The 16931-nt window shown below is 59.5% G+C and carries 13 protein-coding genes; 3 read left to right on the plus strand and 10 right to left on the minus strand.

What is annotated here, in order from left to right; genetic code table 11:
* Positions 1–264 precede the first annotated feature (264 nt).
* The 5 genes from ACZO0A_RS11390 to ACZO0A_RS11410 all read right to left on the minus strand — a co-directional run bounded on the left by ACZO0A_RS11390 (position 265) and on the right by ACZO0A_RS11410 (position 3964).
* Positions 265–948, minus strand: coding sequence for a sigma-70 family RNA polymerase sigma factor (locus ACZO0A_RS11390; RefSeq protein ID WP_294782014.1), 684 nt, complete (start codon positions 946–948; stop codon positions 265–267).
* A gap of 32 nt (positions 949–980) precedes the next feature.
* The gene (gene spoIIAB / locus ACZO0A_RS11395) at positions 981–1415 is read right to left on the minus strand and encodes an anti-sigma F factor (RefSeq protein ID WP_215693499.1); all 435 of its coding nucleotides are present in this window, start codon (positions 1413–1415) and stop codon (positions 981–983) included.
* Positions 1416–1431: 16 nt separating this feature from the next.
* The gene (locus tag ACZO0A_RS11400) at positions 1432–1728 is read right to left on the minus strand and encodes an anti-sigma factor antagonist (protein ID WP_215693501.1); all 297 of its coding nucleotides are present in this window, start codon (positions 1726–1728) and stop codon (positions 1432–1434) included.
* A 317-nt stretch (positions 1729–2045) separates the two neighbouring features.
* Entirely contained in the window at positions 2046–3344 is a 1299-nt protein-coding gene (locus ACZO0A_RS11405) for a bifunctional folylpolyglutamate synthase/dihydrofolate synthase (RefSeq protein ID WP_302377353.1), read from the minus strand.
* Positions 3341–3964 (minus strand): VanZ family protein, encoded by a 624-nt coding sequence (locus ACZO0A_RS11410; protein ID WP_291212256.1) that lies wholly within the window; start codon positions 3962–3964, stop codon positions 3341–3343. Before ACZO0A_RS11410 ends, ACZO0A_RS11405 begins: the two co-directional genes overlap by 4 nt.
* Before the next feature lie 430 nt (positions 3965–4394).
* Between ACZO0A_RS11410 and ACZO0A_RS11415 the strand changes: the two genes are divergently transcribed.
* Complete coding sequence (locus ACZO0A_RS11415; protein ID WP_215693506.1) at positions 4395–4736, plus strand: arsenate reductase family protein; 342 nt, start codon at positions 4395–4397, stop codon at positions 4734–4736.
* 390 nt (positions 4737–5126) lie between these two features.
* Entirely contained in the window at positions 5127–7835 is a 2709-nt protein-coding gene (locus tag ACZO0A_RS11420; protein WP_291232031.1) for a valine--tRNA ligase, read from the plus strand.
* 254 nt (positions 7836–8089) lie between these two features.
* Here the strand turns inward: ACZO0A_RS11420 and ACZO0A_RS11425 are convergent, their stop codons facing one another.
* From ACZO0A_RS11425 to ACZO0A_RS11445, 5 genes are all read right to left on the minus strand, one after another.
* Entirely contained in the window at positions 8090–8959 is an 870-nt protein-coding gene (locus ACZO0A_RS11425; protein WP_291232032.1) for an RICIN domain-containing protein, read from the minus strand.
* 240 nt (positions 8960–9199) lie between these two features.
* Positions 9200–11131, minus strand: a complete 1932-nt coding sequence (locus ACZO0A_RS11430; RefSeq protein ID WP_302377357.1) for an ABC transporter ATP-binding protein — start codon at positions 11129–11131, stop codon at positions 9200–9202.
* Positions 11131–12888 (minus strand): ABC transporter ATP-binding protein, encoded by a 1758-nt coding sequence (locus tag ACZO0A_RS11435; RefSeq protein WP_294719830.1) that lies wholly within the window; start codon positions 12886–12888, stop codon positions 11131–11133. Before ACZO0A_RS11435 ends, ACZO0A_RS11430 begins: the two co-directional genes overlap by 1 nt.
* 17 nt (positions 12889–12905) lie before the next feature.
* Positions 12906–13400 (minus strand): MarR family winged helix-turn-helix transcriptional regulator, encoded by a 495-nt coding sequence (locus tag ACZO0A_RS11440; RefSeq protein WP_215693518.1) that lies wholly within the window; start codon positions 13398–13400, stop codon positions 12906–12908.
* 161 nt (positions 13401–13561) lie between these two features.
* Positions 13562–15367 carry a peptidoglycan D,D-transpeptidase FtsI family protein gene (locus ACZO0A_RS11445; RefSeq protein ID WP_252261661.1) on the minus strand — a complete coding sequence of 602 codons (1806 nt, stop codon included), beginning with the start codon at positions 15365–15367 and terminating at the stop codon, positions 13562–13564.
* A 195-nt stretch (positions 15368–15562) separates the two neighbouring features.
* Between ACZO0A_RS11445 and ACZO0A_RS11450 the strand changes: the two genes are divergently transcribed.
* Positions 15563–16780, plus strand: a complete 1218-nt coding sequence (locus ACZO0A_RS11450) for an iron-containing alcohol dehydrogenase (protein WP_215693521.1) — start codon at positions 15563–15565, stop codon at positions 16778–16780.
* The last annotated feature ends 151 nt before the right edge of the window (positions 16781–16931 follow it).

The following is a 16931-nucleotide window of genomic DNA, read 5'->3' on the forward strand; positions in this document are numbered from 1 at the left end:
GGTGTATATTGGGGTGGTGGGTGGTGATAGGCGCAAGGGGTTGTGATGGGAAGGTGGGGCGGGCGGCATGTATGCCGCCCCTACATGGGCGACCTGGCGGGAGTAAGGGTCAATAAAGGCAATGTGCGGCGGAGGGTCAAGTCCCCTCCCTACAATATGGAAGATTAAATTGCAGTAACGGCAAGGCGGAGGTCCGGGCATGCCCGGCCCCTACCGAGTGGCGGCTGGGCAGGTTGGCGAAGTGGGTTGGGACACAGCTGTATTTCACAGTGCATCCAGCAGTTGTTCGCGCATCCATTTTAGGATGCGGCGCTCGCGGCGGGAGATTTGGACTTGGGTGGTGCCCAGGACGCGGGCAGTCTCACTTTGGGTACGGCCAGCGAAAAAGCGCAGGCGGATGAGCTGGCGGTCGTTGGTGTCCAGCTTGTCCATCACCTCGGCCAGGCCGATGCGGTCGGAGAGTTCTTCCTCCGGCGAATCCACCGGCACGTCAAACTCTTTCAGTCCATCCTCGCCATCGGTCGGTGTCAGGCTTAAGGTAGGCAGGGCTGCACGGATGGCAAGGGCAATCTGCTCGGGTGTTGTGTCCAGTGTCTCTGCAAGTTCTGTGACACTCGGCTCCTGGCCGGTACGTTTCAGGCAGCGCTCGCGCTCGGCGTTGATCTTCAAGCTCAATTCTTTTAAAGAACGGCTCACCTTGACCGTGCCGCCATCGCGGAACAGTTTTTTGATTTCTCCCAAAATCACCGGCACGGCATAGGTGGAAAAGCAGACACCCCGCCCTGTATCAAAACCATCGCAGGCCTTGACCAGCCCCAGGCAGCCCGCGGCATACAGCTCCTCGTACTCGATCCCCCGCCCCTTGAAGCGCCCGGCGCAGGCATGGACCAGGCCCAAATTCTTCTCAATAAATTCTTCGCGCGGCAGATCTCGGATGTCAGCAGGCATGGCTGTCCCCTCCTTTTATATATGTAGGGGGTTCACGCGCGGGCATCCAGCCGCTTGGTCAGGGTCACGCGGGTTCCGCGCCCCGGCGCAGAGGAAACTTTGACCTTATCCATAAAGCTCTGCATGACCGCAAAGCCCAGGCCCGCGCGTTCCTCGGCGTCGCCTGTGGTGAACATCGGTTCCATGGCTTTAGCGATATCCGGGATGCCGACGCCACGGTCGGTGATGGTGATACGCACGACGCCGCCCTCATAGATGGCTGCCGTCATTGTGATGGGGCCGATGCGGTCCGGGTAGGCGTGGACAATGCAGTTGGTCACGGCCTCGGACACAGCGGTCTTGATATCAGCCAACTGGGGCACGGTGGGGTCCAGCTGCACCAGAAACGCCGCCAGCGCCGCGCGGGCAAAGCCCTCGTTGACGGAGCGGCCCGCAAAGGTGATTTTTACCTGATTGAGCATTTTCATCTGTGTTTTCCTCCGTTCAGGCGTAGGTGATGTGGGCCAGGTCCAGCATGCGCCGCACAGCCCGGGGTGGGTTCTGGACAGTCAGGCGGCCGCCCAGTGCGCCGATGTGGCGGCCGCGGCCCAGGATAAGCCCGACGCCGGAGGAATCCATGAAAGTGACGCCGGAGAAGTCCAGCGTCAGAAGTTCGGGAAGGCGGTCATCGATTTGGGCGTCGATTTCCTTGCGCAGCGATTGGGCAGCGTGGTGGTCAATCTCGCCGCTGAGGTAGGCGGCGAGGGTACCGCTGCCGGGGATGAAGGTTACTTTGGCCATAGGTTTGTCCTTCTTTTTGTAGGTAAAGTTGCGGTTTCGGGGACGTTGTGCGGGCGGAGCAGAGCCCCGCCCCTACGGAGTGGTTTGTATTTTGATAGGGTGATAATGGGAACGTGGAGGGCCGGGCGTGCCCGGCCCCTACCTGGGTGGTGAAATTTTAATTGCGCGATAAAGGCAAGGTGCGCGGGAGGGATGAATCCCTCCCCTGCAAGCGATTGAAAAGCTGATGTAAAGCCAATCGCGGCAAATAAAAAAAGCCCGTACCGTTATGATACAGGCTTGGGGGTGTTTATTTTGTCAAAATCGCGGGACGCGGGTTATTTTTCTGCTTCTTTGAGAAGCCAGGGGCGGGCCTCGGCGGCAAGGTAGAGCGAGCCGCAGACGACGACGCCCGCAAGGTTGTTCTCGTCGGCGTAGTCAACGGCCTTGCGCAGGGCGTCGGGTACACTTTCGGCGGCCTCAGCGTCCATGTGGAAGCGGGCCTCCTTCTGCAGATCCTCGGCGCTCAGGGCGCGGGGGCAGTTGGGGGTGACGGTGTAGACCTTGGCAAAGCAGGGCGCGAGGTCGGAGAGCATATCCTTATAATCTTTGTCAGCCAGCACGCCCAGCACGCCGACGAGGTTTTCCTCAAAATCGGCACGGGTCAGGGTCGCGGCCAGCATCTTGGCACCATCGGGGTTGTGGCAGCCGTCCAGCAGCAGCAGCGGGTGGCGGCGCAGCACCTCGATGCGGGCAGGCATTTTGGCGTTGGCAAGGCCCGCGAGGATGGCATCGTCGGAAATATCATAGCCAAACTCCCGCCAAAGGGCGAGGGCGATCTCCACCGCCATGGCGGCGTGGTTGGCCTGGTGGGTACCGGGCAGCCCCAGCGCGGTGCGGTAGCCGCCGTAGTCGATGCGGTTTTCCAGCCGTTTACCGCGCAGCAGCGTCAAATCGTCCTTATCCGGCGTGATGATGCTGGTGTGGGCCTCAGCGGCAGCGGTCAGGATCGGGCCCATAGCCTCGGCGGGCTGGTCGGGATAGTTGACGACGACGCTGCCCTCCTTGATGATGCCGGCCTTCTCAGCGGCAATTTTATCGAGGGTATCGCCCAGCACTTCCATGTGGTCATAGCCAATTTTCGTGATCGCGGCCACCAGCTTGTGGGGCACAACGTTCGTAGCATCGCAGCGACCGCCCAGGCCGGTTTCCAGCACGACGAGGTCACACTTTTCGCGGGCGAACCAAAGCAGCGCCAGCGCAGTGACAGCTTCAAACTCCACCGGCTTTTCGCCGCCCTCGGCCTCGATGGCATCCACGGCGTCCATCACCTTCTGGGTCAGGCTGGCCAGCGTGCGGGGCGAGATCATCTCACCGTCGATTTGGAAACGTTCCCGGAAATCAACGACATAGGGGCTGATGGTCAGGCCGGTCTTGTAGCCCGCTGCCGTCAGAATGGACGACGTCATGGCCGCCAGGCTTCCCTTGCCGTTGGTGCCTGCAATGTGGATGCACTGCAGCTTTTTTTCCGGGTTGTCCAGGTGGTCACACAGGTTCTGCATCCGGGCCAGGCCCGGTTTTCCCTGCCCCATGCGCGGCAGGGCGTGCAGGGCTTCGATTGCCTGTTGGGTCGTCATTCTTCATCCTCCTCATCGTCATCGGTCAAGGGGCGGTTTTCCTGCGCCTCGTGGGCGCGGCGGGCGGCACGGCGGGCCAGCCGCTCATGCTCGCGCTGGCGCATTTCTTCCCGTTCGGCGCGCAGGGCACGGTTTTCGCGCTCAACACGGACAAACGCCGCGATGCCGCGGAAAATCAGCAAAATGATAAGGGCCACAAACAGCCCAGCCACAACGCCGGACATATCGATCCAGACATCCACGACTGACGAGGTGCGGCTGACGCTGCGCAGCTGGATTGTCTCGTCCATCAGGGCAGTGGTCATGCCGCCCAGCAGCGGCCAGCTCATGTGGCGGACAAAATGCTTGGTGTAGACGCGGATGCAGAGCATCAGCAGGAAGCCCTCCACCGTGAACTCCAAAAAGTGGGCCAGTTTGCGGATGGTATGTTCGGACAGAGGGCCGAGGTGAACCTTTGCCAGCAGGTCATTGACGTAGGCCATAACGGCCTGGCTGCGGGCCGAGGACACCGTACCTGTCTCCATCGAGTTTCGGAAGATAAATGCGATGCAGGCGATCAGCGCCGCCGTGAAAATCACGCGGAACAAGATCAGCCACGGACTGGTTCTTTGCTTTTCCATAATACTCCTTTAATGATACAACTCCTCTATGAACCCTCATTATAACACCCGATGGGGGCAAGAGCAAGTATCCCACACAAAAAACGCGCCTTGCCGCTGGAATGGGCAAGGCGCCGGAAGGCAGTTATATGGGCGAACCGTGTTCACCCGCGCCGTTTAAAGGCAAGCAGGTGTTTGCGGAAACGCTGGGGGCCGCAGGGCAACCCGCGTTTCACAGTACCTCCGTCAGCGCCAGGGCGTAGAGCGCCAGGATCATGGGCAGCAACTGCAAAACCTGTTTGGCCGCAATGATCGCCAAATCCATAGGTGTTCTTTCCCCTCTTATCGGCCGCCTTTTTGCGGCCCACCCACAATATAGGCCCAGATTTGAAAGTTGTCAAGAAAAGAATAATGTGCTATTCTTAAGGCAATATTTGTGGGGGGAACAGCCATGAACATACAGATTTTTGGCACAAACAAGAGCTTTGACACGAAAAAAGCCCAGCGCTGGTTTAAAGAACGGCGCATCAAATTCCAGATGGTGGATTTAAAGGAAAAGGGCTTGAGCCGGGGCGAGTTTGACAACGTCTGCCGTGCCGTGGGCGGCTGGGCCAAGCTGGTGGACGACGCAGCCAAGGACAAGGATACACTGGCCTTGCTGCAATGGCTGGACGAGAGCCAGCAGGCCGACAAGCTGTTTGAGAACCAGCAGCTTTTGCGCCAACCCATTGTACGCAACGGCAAGCAGGCTACGGTGGGTTATTGCCCGGAGGTGTGGGAGAAATGGGAATGAACCTGCCTTAGGTAAAAATCAAATCCGCTTTCCTCTTGACATTTCCCGCACTGTGTTGTACATTATAAGGTATAAATGCAGTGCGAAAGAGTGTACCCGCATCGTACTTTTGCAGCAAGCCGGGGGGTGATGCAAGCCCGGCAAAGCGCGGCGGGTGCTGTCACTTTCAAGCAGGTGCGGTGAGAGGGGGCTGCTCCCCTGCCAGCTGCGCCCGGGGTTGCCGCCGTTATCAGGGCAGGCGGGCTTGCTGGCCTGCCGCAAAGCGGCCTTTTGCAAGGCAACTTGGGTGGTACCGCGACTTGAACTTTTCAGGCCGTCCCATGATACATCATGGGGCGGCCTTTTTGTTTTGCAAAAACACGCCCCGCACATTTTCCAGGAGGTTACAATATGCCGAAAGAACTCGCCAAACAATATGCCCCGCAGGGCACCGAGGACCGCATCTACCAGAACTGGTGCGACAAGGGGTATTTCCATACCCAGATCGACCGCAGCAAAAAACCGTTTACCATCGTCATGCCGCCGCCGAACGTTACCGGCCAGCTGCACATGGGCCACGCTATGGACGAAACCTGGCAGGACATCCTGACCCGCTACAAGCGGATGCAGGGCTACGCCGCCCTGTGGGTGCCCGGCACCGACCATGCCTCCATTGCCACCGAGGCCAAAGTCGTTGCCAAAATGCGCGAGGAGGGCCTGACCAAAGAGATGGTCGGCCGCGACGGCTTTTTGGAGCGCGCCTGGGACTGGAAGAACACCTACGGCAACCGCATCGTCAGCCAGCTGAAAAAGCTGGGCTGCTCCTGCGACTGGCAGCGCGAACGCTTCACGATGGACGAGGGCTGCTCCAACGCCGTCAAGGAAGTGTTCGTCCGCCTGTACAATGAGGGCTTGATCTACCGCGGAAACCGTATGGTCAACTGGTGCCCCCACTGCAACACCTCTATCTCTGACGCCGAGGTCGAGTACGAGGCCAAGGAGGGCAGCTTCTGGCATCTGCTCTACCCCGTCAAGGAGACCGGCGAAATGCTGGAGCTGGCTACCACCCGCCCCGAGACGATGCTGGGCGATACTGCCGTTGCCATCAACGCCGAGGACCCGCGCTACAAGCACCTGCACGGCTGCCATGTGGTGCTGCCGCTGCTGGGCCGTGAAATCCCCATCGTCTGCGACGAGCACGCCGACATGGAAAAGGGCACCGGCGTCGTGAAGATCACCCCCGCCCACGACCCCAACGACTTTGAGGTCGGCAAGCGCCACGACCTGCCGATGATCCGCGTGCTGACCTATGACGGCCACATGACCGGTGCTGCCGACAAGGCCGCCGTCGATGCCGAGAAGGCTGCAGGCCGCGCTGCCGCCGATGAACCGGACGTGCTGGACTGCGGCAAATATGCCGGCATGACCGCGCTGGAAGCCCGCAAGGCCATCCTGGCTGACCTGGAAGCCTGCGGTGCGCTGAAAGAGACCGAGCCGCTGACCCACGACGTGGGCACCTGCTACCGCTGCCACTCTGTCATTGAGCCGATGGTCTCCAAACAGTGGTTCGTCAAGATGGAGCCGCTGGCAAAGCCTGCCATTGAGAGCGTCGAGAAGGGCGAGATCAAGTTCGTGCCCGAGCGCTTCACCAAGAACTACATCAACTGGATGAAGGGCGGCCGCGACTGGTGCATCAGCCGCCAGCTGTGGTGGGGCCACCAGATCCCCGCCTGGTACTGCGACGACTGCGGCGAGACCGTTGTTGCCAAAGAGGCTCCCTGCACCTGCCCCAAGTGCGGCAGCACCAAACTGACCCAGGACCCTGACACGCTGGATACTTGGTTCAGCAGTGCGCTGTGGCCGTTCTCCACCCTGGGCTGGCCCAACGAGAACGCCGAGGATTACAACTACTTCTACCCCACCAACACCCTCGTCACCGGCTACGACATCATCGGCTTCTGGGTTTCCCGTATGATTTTCTCCGGCCTTGCCTACACCGGCAAAGCGCCGTTTGACACGGTGCTCATCCACGGCATTGTCCGTGACAGCCAGGGCCGCAAGATGTCTAAATCTCTGGGCAACGGCATTGACCCGCTGGAAGTCATTGAGCAGTACGGCGCGGACGCTTTGCGCATGATGCTGATCATCGGCTCCACCGCCGGCAATGATATGCGTTACAGCGACGAAAAGGTACTCGCCTGCCGCAACTTTGCCAACAAGCTGTGGAACGCTTCCCGTTTTGTGCAGATGAACCTGCCCGAGGACTTTGAGCCGGGCCTGCCTGCCGAAGACCTGCTGGACATGAGCGACAAGTGGATTTTGAGCGAGCTTGCCAAGGTCGCCGCCGAGGCCACCGCAAACCTCGACAAGTACGAGCTGGGCTTGGCCGCCGAGAAGGTCGAGAACTTCATCTGGGAAGTCTACTGCGACTGGTATATCGAGATCTGCAAGACCCGCCTGAACGGCGAGGACGCAGCTGCCGCCGACGCCGCCCGCAAGGTGCTCGTCTATGTGCTGGACAAGGCGCTGAAGCTGCTGCACCCCTTCATGCCGTTCATTACCGAGGAAATCTATCAGGCCCTGCCTGGCAGCGCCGAGACCATCATGAACGAGAAGTGGCCCGGCGACGAGAACATGAAGGTTTGGGCCGAGGACTGCGCCGACTTTGAGAAACTGATGGACTACATCAAGGCGGTCCGCGCCATGCGCGCCGAGATGAACGTCCACCCCGCCAAAAAGACGAGCATGGTCATTGAGACAGCCAGCCCCGCCGCATTCGAGAAGGGCGGCGCGTATCTGGCCCGCTTCGCCTTTGCCACAGACGTGACGGTCACTGCCAAGTACGAGGGCAGCACCGACGGCATGGTCAACGTAGCGACTCCCGACGCGAAGGGCTTTATCCCGATGATGGAGCTGATTGACCGCGAGAAGGAGCTTGCCCGCCTGAACAAGGAGCTGACGAAGGCCGAGAAGGAGCTGGGGATGTTCACAAACCAGCTGAACAACCCGAAGTTCGTCGAGAAGGCCCCCGCAAAGCTGGTCGAGGAGACCCGCGCCAAGCTGGCCGCCGCCCAGGAGAAAGCCGCCAAGATCAAGGAGAGCATTGCGGCGCTGGGGTAAGTCTGAAGGCTTCCCCCGTGGGGGAAGCTGTCACCGCAGGTGACTGATGAGGGCAGCATTTCCGCCGCAGCTCGTTCGCGGGCAATACTGGCACACTCGCCCCTCATCCGGCCCTTCGGGCCACCTTCCCCCGCAGGGGGAAGGCTTTTCAGCCACAAACAAAAAATAACCCCGCCCCGTCAGGAACTGCATTCTGACGGGGCGGGGTTTTCTCGTTACAGCACAAAAATTGCAGGAAAAAAGTTCAAAGCGAATTACTTGCGGCGCTTGCCCTTGGTGGTCTTGCGGGTGTTGGCCTTGGCGGCAGCGGTCTTGGCAGCTTCAACGGTCTTTTCGACGACGGGCTTTGCGGCCTCAACAGCCTTCTCAACAACAGGCTCGGCAGCCTTGACAGCCTTCTCGACCACGGGCTTCGCGGCCTTGACAGTCTCCTCGACGACCGGCTTTGCGGTCTCGACAGCCTTCTCAACAACAGGCTCGGCGGCCTTGACGGCCTTCTCGACGGCGGGCTTTGCAGCCTTGACAGCCTTCTCGGCAACCGGCTTAGCGGCCTTAACAGCCTTCTCAACAACAGGCTCGGCAGCCTTGACAGCCTCGGTGGCGGCCTTTTCGGCGGCAGCCTTGGCCTTGACGGCGGAAGCCTTCACACTGGTCTTGGGCTTGCGGGTGACTTCGTTGATGGTCCAGAACTGGTTGTCGCCGTTGACGTCAGCCCAAATCTGCAACACGGTGCCATTCTCGGTAGCCATGCCCGGGTCAAGCAGCTTGCCGGCCAGGTTGGACTTGATCTTCACGCGGCCATCGTTGGTCGGCTCAACGACCCACAGCTGGCTGGAAGCCTGTGCGCCCTCCCACTGGTGGACGCGGGTGCCGTCGCTGACGCCGCCCATGTCCAGGTCAAGCATCTTTGCGGTGAAACGGTTCTGGATGCGGTAAACTCCGTCGCCTGCTGCGACGAAGTTCCACTGCTGCCACTCGGCGTTGGCGTTGTCCCACAGCTGGATCTTCGCGCCGTTGTCGATGTTATAGTCAGCGACTTCGACGACTTTGCCGTTGGCGGCACTGATGGTGTAGAACTTACCTTCGGTAATAACGGTCTGTGCAATTTTCTTCTTGGGTGCCATAATGGAATCCCCTCCTGTGTATTGTTAAAAATAGTGTATGTAAGGCGGCCTGTTTTCCCTCTGGCCGCGTGGTCAGGCAGCGCTTTTTGCGTGTCTACGCATACTATTATAACCAATTTTTCCCTCGTCGTCAACTTTTTGGCGCTGTTGCGGCATTTTGCACAAAAACTGCCGGGACAGCGGATGCTATCCCGGCAGTTTTGATTGATTTCAGGCTGTTTTGCGACCTTTTTCGACGGTTTAGCTGTTCTCGGCAAAATTACCGGTGTACAGGCGATAGTAACGGCCCTTCTGGGCAATCAGCTCGTCGTGGGTGCCGCGCTCGATGATGCGGCCCTGCTCCAACACCATGATGCAGTCCGAGTTGCGCACCGTGGACAGGCGGTGGGCAATGACGAAGGTCGTGCGGCCATACATCAGGCCGTCCATGCCGTCCTGCACGAGCTTTTCGGTGCGGGTGTCGATGGAGGAAGTTGCCTCGTCGAGGATCAGTACCGGCGGATCCGCGACCGCTGCACGGGCGATAGCCAGCAGCTGGCGCTGACCCTGGCTCAGGTTCGTGCCGTCGCCGGTCAGCATCGTGTTGTAGCCGTCGGGCAGGTGCTTGATGAAGGTATCGGCGTTCGCCAGCTTGGCGGCTGCCATGCACTCTTCATCGGTGGCTGTCAGGCGGCCATAACGGATGTTCTCCATGACCGTGCCGGTGAACAAGTGGGTGTCCTGCAAGACGATACCCAGCGAGGAACGCAGCGCGTCCTTCTCGATGGATTTGATATCGTGGCCGTCGTACAAGATCTGGCCCTTCTGGATATCGTAGAAGCGGTTGATGAGGTTCGTGATGGTCGTCTTGCCTGCACCGGTGGAGCCGACGAAGGCGATCTTCTGGCCTGGGCGGCCGTACAGGTTGATATCGTGCAGGACGATCTTCTTCTCATCGTAGCCGAAGTCTACATCCTTAAAGACGATATCGCCCTTCAGCTCGGTATACTGGGGCTTGCCGTCATCTCCGATGTGCTTCCACGCCCACATGCCGGTGGACTCGTTGGTCTCGGTGACGGTGTCGTCAGCGGCGTACTTCGCATGGACAAGGGTGATATCGCCCTCGTTGACTTCCGGCTTTTCATCCAGCAGCGCAAAGATACGCGCACCGCCGGCCAATGCCATGACAACAGAGTTCAGCTGCATGGAGATCTGGCTGATGGGCTGGTTGAACTGGCGGGTCAGCACCAGAAAGCTGGCCAGACCGCCCAGCGACAGGCTGCCGCCAAAGCCGCTGATGACCAGCGCACCGCCGATGATGGCGCAGAGCACGTAGGACAGGTTGCCCAGCTGGCCGTTGACCGGCATTGCCACCAGAGAGTAGGCGTTGGCCTTGTCGGCGCTGTGGAACAGCTCATCGTTGAGTTCATTGAACTCCCTGATGGCGGCTTCCTCATGGCAGAAAACCTTGACGACCTTCTGGCCGTTCATCATTTCCTCGATATAGCCGTTGACCTTGCCCAGTTCCTGCTGCTGCTTGATGAAGAACTTACCGGAGTTTCCGGTCAGGTACTTGGTTGCCAACAGCATAACGCCGACCATAGCCAGCGCCAGCAGCGTCAGGGGGATGCTGAGGTAAATCATCGAGAACAGCACGCCGATGATGGTGACGATGGTGTTGACGAGCTGCGGCAGACTCTGGCTGATCATCTGGCGCAGGGTGTCGATATCGTTGGTGTAGACCGACATGATATCGCCGTGGGCGTGGGTGTCAAAGTATTTGATGGGCAGCGTCTGCATATGGGTGAACATTTCGTCACGCAGGTCTTTCAGCGTGCCCTGGGTGATTTTTGCCATCAGGCGGTTCTGCACAAATACGGCGCAGATGCCGACGCAGTAGAACGCTGCCACGCGGGCGATGGCGGCGGCCAGGCCGCTGAAATCCGTGCTGCCGGAATTCAGCAGCGGCAGGATGTACCCGTCAATCAGCGTTTGGGAGAACATAACGCCCTGCAGCTGGGCGAACACTGCCAGCAGGATGCAGCAGAGCACCACAATGACCTGTGCCTTATAGCGGCTCATCACATAGGCAAGGATGCGCTTGAACACCTTGCCGGGGTTTTCGACCTTGGGGCGGGGGCCGTTATTGCGCCCGCCGGGGCCGATCTTGACAACTTTTGCCTGCTGTGCCATTATGCCTCCCCTCCCTTCTCGTCAAAGTCGCCGGAGCCCTTGGTCTGGCTGTTGTAGACATCCTGGTAAATCGCGTTGTTTTTCAGCAGGTTGGCGGGGGTGTCAAAACCGCTGACCCTGCCGTTATCCAGCACAAGCACCTTGTCCGCATTCTCCACAGAGGAAATGCGCTGGGCAATGATAAAGACCGTCGTGCCGGGGATCTTCTCGGCAAACGAGTGGCGGATCTTCGCGTCGGTCGCGGTATCGACGGCGGAGGTGGAGTCGTCCAGAATCAGGATGCGGGGCTTTTTCAGCAGCGCACGGGCAATGCAGAGGCGCTGCTTCTGGCCGCCGGAGACGTTGTTGCCGCCCTGCTCAATGTGGGTCTGGTACTTATCGGGGAAGCGCTCGATAAATTCATCGGCGCAGGCCTGCTTGCAGGCATCTTCGATCTCGGCGTCGGTAGCGTCGGGGTTGCCCCAGCGCAGGTTCTCGGCGATCGTGCCGCTGAACAGCTCGTTCTTCTGCAGCACCATGGCGACGTTGTTGCGCAGCGTCTCCAAATCGTAGCGGCGCACATCGACGCCGCCGATGGTCACGCTGCCCTCGGTCACATCGTACAGACGGGGCAGCAGCTGCACAAGGCTGGACTTGGCCGAGCCGGTACCGCCGATGATGCCGATGGTCTGGCCGGACTGGATATCGAGGTTGATATCCTCCAGCGCCTTCTTTCCATCCTTTTTATAGGCAAAGCTGACGTGGTCGAACTTGACGGAGCCGTCCTTAACTTCCATGATGGGGTCCTCGCCGTTGGTCAGATCGGACTGCTCGTCCAGGACCTCGGCCACGCGCCTGGCGGAGGCCATAGACATCGTGATCATAACAAAGACCGTCGAGAGCATCATCAGGCTCATAAGGATGTTCATGCAGTAGCTCAGCATACTCATCAGGTCGCCGGTGGTAAAGGTCGTTGCGCCGGAGCTGACGATGAGCTGTGCGCCGATCCAGGAGATGATCAGGATGCAGCTGTACACGGTCAGCTGCATGAGCGGGGCGTTCCAGGCCAGAATCATTTCCGCACGCATCAGCAGGCGGCGGACGTTCTCGCTGGCTTTCTGGAACTTCTCGCCCTCGAACTTCTCACGCACATAGGCCTTGACCACGCGGATGGCGGAGACGTTCTCCTGCACGCTCTCGTTCAGGTCATCGTACTTGCGGAAAGCCTCGCCAAAATACTTGGTGGCACGGGTCATGATGAACACCAGTGCGCATCCCAGCAGAATGACGGCGATCAAGTAAATGTTGGCCAGCTGGCGGTTGATGGTGTAGGACATGATGAGCGCCACGATCATGCTGGCGGGTGCGCGGATGGACATACGCAGCAGCATCTGGTAGGCATTCTGAATGTTCGTCACATCAGTGGTCATACGGGTGACAAGGCCCGCAGTGGAGTATTTGTCAATGTTGGCAAAGCTGAAAGTCTGGATGTTTTCAAACATCGCACGGCGCAGGTTGCGGGCAAAGCCGGTGGCCGCATGGGAACCGCTGACCGCACCCAGGATGCCGAACAACAGGCCGAACAGCGCAGCCACGATCATCTGAGCGCCGACGGTGTAGATGACCTGCATATTGCCCGGTGTGACGCCGTTGTCAATGATGGAGGCCATGAGCTTCGGGATGATCATTTCCATGATGACTTCCGCAATCATAAACAGCGGCGTCAACACAGAGACGAGCCGAATGCCCTTGGTTTCACGTCCGAGTGTTTTTAACAAGTGATATTTCCCCTCTCTTAGTTGGTATTTCCCTCTTCCAGGATGTGCTGCGCGTTGCGCAGGGTTTGTTCCAGCACAGCGCGGGCGACGGCGGCCTGCTGCGGGTCAATGCCCTTCTGCAGGTCACTTTCAAACTGTGCGATGCTGGCTTCAATTTCCGCATGACAGGCGCGGCCCTTGTCGGTGGCGACAAGCCGTTTCAAGCGGGCGTCCTTCTCGACGGCGCAGCGGGTGATGAAACCGTCCTGCTCCATGCCCTGCAAAAGGGCGGTGACGCTGGAACGGCGAATGTTGAACCACTGTTCAATATCGCGCTGGTAGACATCCCGCCCGTTGCGGTTGGCGCGGACGATGTCGCCAAGCACCATGCCCCGCACACCGGAAAGATCCGGGTTGACGCCGGAAATGCGGGCATCGAGCGCCCTGCGTATGACCCGCGCACTCTGGTTCAGCAGTGCGCCGAAGTGAACATCGGCACAGCAGCCGCAGTCATTTGGCGATGGTTCGTGCATGATTTCCTCCCTTCCCTGTTGATTTTGCGATAATCAGTTAGATTGTGGATTGTTCGCCTTCTAACTATTCGTTTGCGTACTTTACTAGTATATCACAGGTTTGGGGAATGTCAAGAGGTTTTTTAGGTTGTGTCTGCGGGGCTTTGCGTGCGCGTTTGCCATCAGCCGCCGCTTTCCGGCTCCACCCCCAAATACGGCAGCGCCTTTCTTAGTACCTCAGCGCACACCGGGCCGGAGAGCGCCCCACCGCTGGTGGTCCAGCTGTGGGGTTCATCCAAGCAGATCAGCACCGCAATTTTCGGGTCGTCTATGGGCGCGACCGACACAAAGCTTGCAATGCGCGCCCCCTCGTTGGCGCTGTCCAGCTTCTGGCTCGTACCGCTCTTGCCGCCGACACGGTAGCCTTCCAGCGCGGCCTGTTTGCCGGTGCCGCCGGTCACGACGCCCTCCATCAAGCGGCGCATCGTGGCCGAGGTTTCCTCGCTGATGACCCGCCGCTTCACGGTCGGCGCCATTTCCTTTATAATAGTCCCGTCCGGGGCCGTGATTTTCGCCACCACATAGGGCTGCATCAGCTCACCGCCGTTCACCACCGCACAAACCGCTGTGAGCATCTGTAAATAGCTGACCTTGCTGCTCTGCCCAAAGGAACAACTCGCCAGCTCCACCGGGCCCATTTTATCCGCCGTGTAATACTCGCTGCGGCGTATCTCGCCCGGCAGGTCGATACCCGTTGCCTCCCGCAGGCCGAAGTCCGCAAAATAATCGCAGAAACGTTCTTTCCCGAGACGTGCGCCGATTTGGATAAAGCAGGGGTTGCAGCTGACCGCCAGCCCCCGGGCAAATGTCTCGGTGCCGTGGATGTGCCCATTGGCGCAGCGGAACCGCGTACCTGCGACAGAAATTTTACCTGCGCAGGTAAAATAATCTGTGGCCCTGCACGCGCCGGAGTCCAGCGCCGCCGACGCCGTGATGAGCTTGAACACGCTACCCGGCTCGTACAGGTCGCTGATGGCCTTGTTGCGCCACTGGGCCTGCTGAGCTTTTTGCAGTGCGGTGCTGCGTTCCTCGCCGCTCAGGGCGTTCACGGTGTCGCGGACTTCCTTATTTATAAGAGTGCGCGGCGCATTGGGGTCGTAGTCTGGTTGGCAGGACATGGCCAGCACCGCGCCGGTGTGGACGTCCATCACGATGCCGACGCCCCGCTCGGCGACATGGTGCTCCTCCACGGCGGCGGCCAGGGCACTTTCGAGCCAATGCTGGATGTTCGCGTCGATGGTCAGCGTCAGTGTGTTGCCGGGTACGGCGTCCACCAGCGTTTGGTAGTGGGTGGGCAGGTCGTACCCCCAGGCGTTCTTGGCGGTCAGGATGCGCCCATTCTTCCCGGTCAATTCATCGTTGTAGCGCAGTTCCAGCCCCCACAGGCCCGCGTTGTCCACATCGGTAAAGCCCAGGATGCCGCCCATAAAGTTTCCTTCCGGGTAGACGCGCTTGGTGTCCTGGCGTATCTGCACGCCATCCACGCCGTTGGCCGTGCACCAGTCCCGCACGGCATCGGCCATATCTTTATCCACACGGCGGCGCAAAAGGCAGTCGTTGGAGCTGCGCTGGCTGAATTTTGCCAGCGTATCGTCATAATCCAGTTCCAAGATCTCGCTCAGCGCCCGGGCAGCGGGTTCAACTTTGTCGTCGGCCATTTCCCGCGGGGCGGCGCGGATGGTCCAGCAGGTCTTGCTGGCGGCCAGCAGCGTGCCGTCGGCGGAGTAAATCTCCCCGCGGGCGGCGGGCAGCGTGGCCCCGCGCAGCTGTTGGTCGGCGGCACGGGCCGCGTAGCCGCCGGGGTCACGCAGCATCAGGATGAACAGCCGCACGACCAGCCCGCCCAGGCACCCCACCGCCAGCACCGCCGCCAAAAGCCGCGTGCGCAGGCGCATTTTTGCGTTTTGCTGCGGCGTAATATGACGCATACGCTCTGCCCCCTTCCCCATACAATAAGCGTATGAGCCCGCGATGGGCAAAATGACGAATTATCGGCAGTAAATTCTCCGTATTGTCGATTGACCATTTAGACATAAAGGGTGTATACTGTATACAATAGATTTTGACATTTAATTATCAAAGTCAAAAAAGAGCATTTTATTTATATAAGGAGGCATAACCCTATGGCTAGATTTACTTTACCTCGTGACCTGTACCACGGCCCCAACGCGCTGGAAGCACTGAAAACACTGCCCGGCAAACGCGCGATGATTTGCGTCGGCGGCGGCTCGATGAAGCGTTTCGGCTTCCTGGACCGTGCGGAGGCGTACTTAAAAGAGGCCGGCATGGAGGTTGAGCTGTTTGAAGGCATCGAGCCTGACCCGTCGGTCGAGACAGTCATGAAGGGCGCTGCCGCTATGGAAAAATTCCAGCCCGACTGGATCGTCGCAATCGGCGGTGGCTCCCCCATCGATGCCGCCAAGGCCATGTGGATCAAGTACGAGTACCCCGATATCACCTTTGAGGATATGTGCAAGGTGTTCGGCATCCCGCCGCTGCGCCGCAAGGCCCATTTCTGCGCCATTTCTTCCACCTCCGGCACCGCGACCGAGGTCACGGCGTTCTCCATCATCACCGACTACGAGAAGGGTATCAAGTACCCCATCGCCGACTTTGAGATCACCCCCGATGTCGCCATCGTTGACCCAGAGCTGGCCCACACCATGCCTAAGAAACTCGTCGCCCACACCGGTATGGACGCCATGACCCACGCCATCGAGGCTTATGTTTCCACCGCCAACTGCGACTTCACCGACCCGCTGGCCCTGCACGCCATCGAGATGATCCAGGCGGATCTCGTCGGCAGCTACAACGGCGATATGGAAAAGCGCGATGCAATGCACAACGCCCAGTGCCTGGCCGGTATGGCGTTCTCGAACGCTTTGCTGGGCATCGTCCACAGCATGGCCCACAAGACCGGTGCGGCCTTTGCTGATTACGGCGCCCACATCATCCACGGCGCAGCCAACGCCATGTACCTGCCCAAGGTCATTGCCTTCAACGCGAAGGATCCGACCGCCAAGGCACGCTATGGCGTTATCGCTGACAAGATGCACCTGGGCGGCGCGAACGACGACGAGAAGGTCGATCTGCTCATCAAATACCTGCGCGGCATGAACGACGATTTGAACATCCCGCACTGCATCGGCCACTACGGCCCCGACTCCTACCCCGCAGAGCAGGGCTTCGTGCCGGAGAATGTCTTCCTTGAGAGACTGCCCGAAATCGCCAAGAACGCGATTGCCGACGCCTGCACCGGTTCCAACCCGCGCCAGCCCAGCCAGGAAGAGATGGAAAAGCTGCTGAAGTGCTGCTACTACGACACCGAGGTCGACTTCTAAACCAGATTTATTCCTAACTTTAACAAGCCCGCAGCAACCTCCAAGCTGCTGTGTTCCCCTGCCCCGGCCGCGTCCCTCTGCGGCCGGGGCCTTGTTTTTTTGTAAAGTGGGCAATATCCTTGCGATTTGATTTTTCGCCATTTTGGCTGCA

Source organism: Gemmiger sp. (assembly GCF_057431175.1).

Bases quoted from the DNA above. Each gene is read 5' to 3' on its own strand.
- ACZO0A_RS11390 (WP_294782014.1), bottom strand. From the start codon at position 948: ATGCCTGCTGACATCCGAGATCTGCCGCGCGAAGAATTTATTGAGAAG.
- spoIIAB (WP_215693499.1), bottom strand. From the start codon at position 1,415: ATGAAAATGCTCAATCAGGTAAAAATCACCTTTGCGGGCCGCTCCGTC.
- ACZO0A_RS11400 (WP_215693501.1), bottom strand. From the start codon at position 1,728: ATGGCCAAAGTAACCTTCATCCCCGGCAGCGGTACCCTCGCCGCCTAC.
- ACZO0A_RS11405 (WP_302377353.1), bottom strand. From the start codon at position 3,344: ATGACGACCCAACAGGCAATCGAAGCCCTGCACGCCCTGCCGCGCATG.
- ACZO0A_RS11410 (WP_291212256.1), bottom strand. From the start codon at position 3,964: ATGGAAAAGCAAAGAACCAGTCCGTGGCTGATCTTGTTCCGCGTGATT.
- ACZO0A_RS11415 (WP_215693506.1), top strand. From the start codon at position 4,395: ATGAACATACAGATTTTTGGCACAAACAAGAGCTTTGACACGAAAAAA.
- ACZO0A_RS11420 (WP_291232031.1), top strand. From the start codon at position 5,127: ATGCCGAAAGAACTCGCCAAACAATATGCCCCGCAGGGCACCGAGGAC.
- ACZO0A_RS11425 (WP_291232032.1), bottom strand. From the start codon at position 8,959: ATGGCACCCAAGAAGAAAATTGCACAGACCGTTATTACCGAAGGTAAG.
- ACZO0A_RS11430 (WP_302377357.1), bottom strand. From the start codon at position 11,131: ATGGCACAGCAGGCAAAAGTTGTCAAGATCGGCCCCGGCGGGCGCAAT.
- ACZO0A_RS11440 (WP_215693518.1), bottom strand. From the start codon at position 13,400: ATGCACGAACCATCGCCAAATGACTGCGGCTGCTGTGCCGATGTTCAC.
- ACZO0A_RS11445 (WP_252261661.1), bottom strand. From the start codon at position 15,367: ATGCGTCATATTACGCCGCAGCAAAACGCAAAAATGCGCCTGCGCACG.
- ACZO0A_RS11450 (WP_215693521.1), top strand. From the start codon at position 15,563: ATGGCTAGATTTACTTTACCTCGTGACCTGTACCACGGCCCCAACGCG.